This window comes from Methylobacterium nigriterrae (assembly GCF_037106235.1).
Lineage (GTDB): Bacteria > Pseudomonadota > Alphaproteobacteria > Rhizobiales > Beijerinckiaceae > Methylobacterium > Methylobacterium nigriterrae.
In genome coordinates, this window is sequence record NZ_JBAWTG010000192.1 from 1 (window position 1) to 6,268 (window position 6,268).

Annotated in this window: 3 protein-coding genes and 2 pseudogenes; 2 read left to right on the forward strand and 3 right to left on the reverse strand. The window is 62.4% G+C overall.

The window, feature by feature from the left end:
* The coding region (locus tag WDW90_RS33690) for a porin (RefSeq protein WP_336492040.1) at positions 1–1,225 on the forward strand (1,225 nt) is incomplete at its 5' end.
* 313 nt (positions 1,226–1,538) lie between these two features.
* Here WDW90_RS33690 and WDW90_RS41010 read toward each other — a convergent pair.
* Positions 1,539–2,252 (reverse strand): annotated as a pseudogene (locus WDW90_RS41010) (transposase); the annotation flags it as partial.
* Positions 2,253–2,374: 122 nt separating this feature from the next.
* A pseudogene (locus WDW90_RS41015) lies at positions 2,375–3,124 on the reverse strand (ISL3 family transposase); the annotation flags it as partial.
* 586 nt (positions 3,125–3,710) lie between these two features.
* Between WDW90_RS41015 and WDW90_RS33700 the strand changes: the two are divergent.
* Entirely contained in the window at positions 3,711–5,456 is a 1,746-nt protein-coding gene (locus WDW90_RS33700) for a hypothetical protein (protein WP_336492041.1), read from the forward strand.
* 140 nt (positions 5,457–5,596) lie between these two features.
* Here WDW90_RS33700 and WDW90_RS33705 read toward each other — a convergent pair whose 3' ends face one another.
* Positions 5,597–6,088: an ATP-binding protein gene (locus WDW90_RS33705; protein WP_336492043.1), complete on the reverse strand. Its 492-nt coding sequence runs from the start codon at positions 6,086–6,088 to the stop codon at positions 5,597–5,599.
* Between the last annotated feature and the right edge of the window lie 180 nt (positions 6,089–6,268).

Below are 6,268 nucleotides of genomic sequence, written 5' to 3' on the forward strand. Positions count from 1 at the left end.
GTTCGTGAACGTCGACAAGGCCTTCATCCAGTTCGCCGGCTTCACGGCCGGTCGCGCCTCGTCGTTCTTCGACTTCTACGCCCATGACTTCGAGATCATCAGCGGCACGGCCGGCTCGGACGTCGCCTCGACGAACCTCCTCGCCTACACGGCCAAGCTCGGCGACGGCCTGACCGCCACCCTGTCGATGGAAGATCCGACCTTCCGCAAGACTGGTGTCTACTCGCCCGCCAACGGTGCCATCGCGGCCGCGGTCGGAAGCTCGACCTTCGCGACCTTCGGCGCGAGCAACGCGCCCGCGCCGGTGTTCCTCGGCTTCAACGCCGCGGGCGTCGGCACCGGCATCGGCTTCGTCGATGTGGTCGAGCGCAACCGGATGCCCGACTTCGTCGGCGCCCTGCGCTACGACGCGGCCTGGGGCTCGGCCCAGATCTCGGCGGCCGTCAAGGACGTCAACGTCGGCAACTTCATCCCCGGCAGCTTCCTCGGCACCACCGGACCCGGCGCCGGCGTTCCGCTGACGGCCGCGAACGCCGCCGTGCGGGCGCGCGTTCCCACCGAGTACGGCTGGGCCGTCCAGGGCGGCCTGAAGCTCAACATGCCCTACATCTCGCCCGGCGACACGCTCTACCTCCAGGGCGCCTACGGCGAGGGCGCGCAGCTCTACACCGGCTACTCCGCGTACACCGGCTCCTACATCTCGAACACGACCTCGATCCAGGGCTCGCCGTTCCAGCAGTACTTCAGCGACGCGACGCTGAACCCGGTGACCGGCAAGATGCAGCTCTCCACGAGCTGGACCGTGGTCGGTTCGTATCTGCACTATTGGTCGCCCGAGTGGCGGTCGGCCTTCTTCGCGAGCTACGGCGAGCTGAACTTCGCCCCCGGCGCCCGCTTCGCCCAGGGCCTCGCCACCACGATCGGCGGCGTCACACTGGCCGGATCGCCGGGCGTCCCCGGAACCCGCAGCTTCCTGCTGAGCCAGGTTCTGCGCGACAGCTACCAGATCTATGGCGGCGCCAGCCTGATCTGGTCCCCGGTCAAGGACCTCGATATCGGCATCGAGGGCATGTACACCAGCGTCGGCGTTCAGCAGGGCCGCGTAGTCGACCTGAACAAGAACTTCGGCGTCAGCGCGGCCCAGATAAACGCGGGCATCGCGGTCCGGACGGTCTCGTCCTACGACGGCGGTCAGGTCCGCGTGCGCGTGCAGCGCGACTTCTAAGCCGGCCCAAGAGAGTTCAGTTCAGCGCCTGACAGAACTCCGATCAGACGCAAACCTGGCTCTTCAACATCGGCTGATGAACATCTGAGGGCTCGGCATTCACTGCCGGGCCCTCAGTGCTTTTATGGCGGGGCGCGCCGGCGCCGGTCTAAAGTCTTGCTTTGCATGACTGCGTGCTATCCGCAGTGAGCTTCCACTAATTCTCAGTCGAACACGTCAGGGGACCAAACCGTCGTGGCTTCTGGACGGCGGAAATGCGTTGCAGGAAACGCTACCGGGCAGCGAAGGACAGCCTAGTGGTCCAATTCCGGGTTCATCCGCACTTTTGGTGCTGACGGAGTGTTGCGGGTCGATCAATGACTCTGTGCTGCAGGAGGTCGAACCCAGCACAGCCGTACATCTGCCGCTTGATCAGCTTGAGGCAGATGACCTGACCTTCAACCGGTCCATTGCTCCAGGGCTGGGTGATCGCCGCCGGTACGGCATCCACGTCCTGCCGCACACCGGCGGCGAAACCGCTCAGGCCTGTTGCGGCCGCCGTGTCCACCCAGGGCTCCAGGGCCGCCAGGTCATCCTGGCGAAGCAGATCGGCGAAGGCCCGCACGTGCCCGGCCGCGGTCCGAACTTCGGGCGCCGCCTCGCACAGCCCAGCGATGAAGGCGCGCTCGTTGTGGGCGAGCGTGGTCGGGCCGCACGCGAGCAGACGTGTGGTCCGGCGCGTTGAGGGCGCCTAGCGGAAGGTGGGACGATCCGGTGCTGCGTTCCGTCGGCGTGCGACCCAGCGTCGAACGATGTCGTAACCGCCACTGAAGCCCTGAGCCTGGAGTTCCCGGTGCAACGCGGCGCTGCTGCGGAGCCCTTCCTGCCAGCGCGCTTCGGCAAAGCCGCGATGACGGTCGAGCAGGCTCGGTCCTGGTGCACGTCGATACAGGACGTACGTGCCGGCGCGCAGGTATCTGCGCACGGTATTGCGGGCCAGTCCGGTCCGGTGCGTGATCTGCAGAATTGGAAGGCCCTCCGCCCCAAGACGCAGGACGTCGTCGAAGCGCCTGCAGCGGTTCTCGCTCCGTTGCGACAGGGGCGGCGCGGACGCGGGCACGGGGGGCGTGATGCCGGGAGGAGTCCCAAGTCCGGCAGCCTCCTGGATCTGCCTGTGGTGCCGCGCCACGATGGAGCGGAGTGCTTCGGAGGCATTGACCAGAAGGTGCCATCGGTCGCCATTTGGATGGCGGCGGGTGCACCGATGCGGGCGGCCTCAGAGTAGGGGCCCGCCCGGTCCCGGCTGACGACAGTGATGTCCGGACGGGCGGCGAGCCATTCCCTGATGGGAGCGGAGGAGCGACGCGGCAGCAGAGCCAGGACGCGACGGCGTTCGGGATCGCAGACGATGGTGCCGTAGCGGTGCCCGCGCCGCCAAGCCCAATCGTCGATGCCGACCACCCGCGGGGCCGGGTATACCCGCGGTGGATGGCGGCCGATCAGGCGCAGGATGGTATCGCCGCTCACCGCCATGGACAGCCGCCGCGACAGCCGGGCTCTGGCCTCGCCACCCAGCACCAGGCCGATCTCGGCCTGCGCCTCGGCCACACGCATGGTCCGGCGCGCCTTCAACCTCATCAGGCCCGGGATGCGCTCGACGAAGACCCGGCCCGGGCAGCGGCTGCACCGGAAGCGGCGGACCTGAACGCGCCACGTGACGGCTCGGTCCTGCCATGGCAGATCCTTGAGCGTCCGCCAGTAGCGGCTATGGACCCACGAGGAAGCGTGGCCGCAGATTGGACAGACCGCCTGCGCGGCGGTGGCCCTGGCAAGGAGCAACAGCCCGGACGGGCCGAGCGTCAATTCCTCGACGTGCAACCCATCGGGCATTGTCGGAAGCGACGGGTTCGAGAGCGGCATCCCACGGCTCTGTTTTGACGAGGATCAACGCCCGGAGGGCCGCTCAGGCCCCGTCAGCACCAAAAGTGCAGATGAACCCAAATCCGACGCTTGTCCGCCACTCAACACAAGACGGGCCGCAGCAGTTGGAGCGCCTTGGCTGGCCGAGACGGCCCCGGGGTCGTCTCTACTCGGCCCACACCGCCCCTCAGATGCGGCAGCGGTCTTGGGCGGCACACAGTCCACGTAGCGGGAGGGCCTCCGCAGAGAGCGGTGGAATGAGCCCTCTACTGGTGCGGGAGGCAAACACCGACTCGCTCCCGTTCTACGAGCACCTGGACCTCGGAGCTGCGCCCCCAGCCGTCACGGGCAAGTGGCGGCGCCAATCAGCAAAGGTCCGTGCCACCGCCGAACTATGGAAGCGGCTATCAAGCGCGAGATTCGGGCCTCTAGGTGGGCCGCCCATTGCTAGTGGACTCGCGGCCTGCATGCGCCGAGGCTATGCAATTGCGTATAGTAGGGGTCTTGACCGTTCCCAAGGCAGTGGCGCTAAAACGACCTGCGCAGTGGGTAGCACAACATCCTCAGTCCAATAAACTCGGTTGGCATGAAAACTAGCGAACTGAATGAAGCACTCCATCCGGATAGCGGCGGAGTAGATGCAGCTTTAGCGGCCGAAAAGGAAACGGTCATAAGGAAGTTTGGTCTGCTCGACCCGACCGATTGGGACGACGAATGTGAAAGCGAGCTAGAGAAGGGCGTCAATTTATTCAATGAGCTGGTTAAAATAGAAGTCGAGTATAGGGCAGAATATAACAAGATCGTCGGCACAAACATGAACTTGGAGGGTTTGCGTAAAAAAATTGCGGATCTAGGCGAGCAAAAATCGCAAATTACTCTTGATATTAAAGGTGCAGCCTCTGGGCTGGATCGTTCAACCCGGGCTGCTGCTGTAAGCAGAGTCGCCGCGATAAACCGCGAATTGGCGGAGGCAAAAAACCTGGTTCGTTTACATTACAACGACCAGAAGGAGAAAGCGCGTGCCGAGACGCGTGCGGCAGAACTCGTGCGACGCTACAAAGTAAAACGGGCGAGACAACTAAGTGGTCTCTGGTGGGGAAATTACAACGCCGTTGTTAAATCTTTTGAGCAGGCCCGTCGAGCGGCGAGCAAAGCTGGGAACATCGTGAACCCCAGAGTTTTTGATGGAACAGGTCGATTCGTGAATCAAATTCAGGAAGGTGTTCCTGCCCAAGATCTGCTGAGCGGCAAGAATTCACAAGTTAAGGTGGGAATCGTTCCTGCAGAAGCATGGACGCACGTCAGCCGTGGTGAGCGGAGGCGCCTGCAAAGGACTCATCTGCGGGTGACTGTTTGGGTGCGCGAGGGAGTTAGACGGTATGTGACTTGGCCAATGATTATGCACCGTCCAATTCCAAATGATTGTCTCGTGAAAGAAGTAGTCGTTACACGCCGCAAGGTTGCCGGACGCTGGAACTGGACGGCGGTTTTTATTTGCACAAGGGCCCGGAAACATCATGAGGCGGACATTGGTGCGAAAAAAACTGCTGCGGTTGATATCGGCTGGCGGTTGGTTCCAGAAGGCATTAGGGTGGCGACAATCTTGCGAAGTGACGGCGCATCAAAATTCATCCACTTGCCGCGAGATTTCATCGAGGGTTTTGCTTTTGCAGACGAATTAAGAGAAAAACTTTTTAATCATCGGCGGAAAATGCTCAACTTCCTCAAATCACTTGACTTGAAAGATGCTCCCTCTTCGCTCGCAATCCATATCGAGGCTGCCACCCGCTCGCCGGCGACGCTTGCCTCGAGATCTGCTCATCTTTTGCAGGCATGGAGAGAAAGCTCGTGGCGACCTGAGGCCAGCGAGCAGCTTTCGAGTTGGCGCCGAGATGATAGAAAGCTGTATTTGTGGGAAGCAAACCATAGAAAAAAACTTATTGGCCGGAGAACGAATTATTATCAAATAATTTCGCGGGATATTGCTCAATATGCAAGCCAAATTTTGCTAAATCGGCTACCGATTGGCGAGTTGGTCAAGAAAAATAGTCGAGAGATAAGCCAGAACTACTATCCTAGGGCGGCGGGCTGGTACAGAACTATTGCGGCGCCATCTGACCTTGTGCATTGGATCGTTCATCAGTGTGCAAAGGCCAGAACACAGATTCGCCACATCGTTTCCAACGGGCCGGCTCCCTGTCCGTCTTGCGGCTCTCTTTCGCGCTTGTCCCGTGGCGACGTGCTTCATCAAGTTTGTGCGGACTGCAACAGATCGTGGGATCAAGATCTCGCAACTTGTGAAGCGATGGTCCGAAGCAACTTTGGAATGTAGAAGTTTCTGCAACAAAGCGGCAGAACACGCGTGAGATCACCGTAACGGCGGGGAGTGGTGGCGTCAAGCAGCTCGATAATCGGCAGCCGAATGATCCGAGGCACGCACGGCTTCCGCAGACCCGACAATGCATTTGACCACTACGTCCAAGTCAGGATCACGCGCAGTCCGCCAAATGGCGAGCCTGCGACCTGCATCAAGGCGCCTGTCGCCTCGGCAAGGTCACGGGCGATGGCTAAGCCGAAGCCGGTGCCGGGCTTGCTCTCGTCCCAGCGCTGCCCGCGGCCAATGCCGCGCATCTCCTCCAAGGTCATTCCAGGGCCGTCATCGTCGATCGTCAAGGACGTCCTCGTAGCGATGACCGAACCTGAGATCACCACCTGCCCGCGTCCCCACTTGCGGGCATTGTCGAGAAGATTGCCCAGGATCTCCATCAGGTCGCCCTCGTCCCCGGGAAAGACGACGTCCTCATCAACCGCCACCTGCCACTCGAGCGCGGGCGCAGCGGGCAGGCGGCTCAAGGCGCCGACAAGGCGCCTTACGACCGGCGCCACCGCGCAACGGCGCTTCTGCAAGCCTCCCGCGGCCGCCATCCGCGCCCGTGCCAGCGCCCGCTCGACCTGCCCCTCCATCGCCGTGGCCTGCTCCTCGATCTCCTGGCTCAGGTCCGATTGGACCTGTGCGTTGCGGCGCGCGAGGGCATGCAGGATGGCTAGAGCTGTTCCCGGTCAGGTAGCGACGGCCAAGTCGTTTTCGTAGCCGGCTGCGGCGAGGTAGTTGCGGCACTCCTGCGGAGTGAAGCGCGTGAAGGC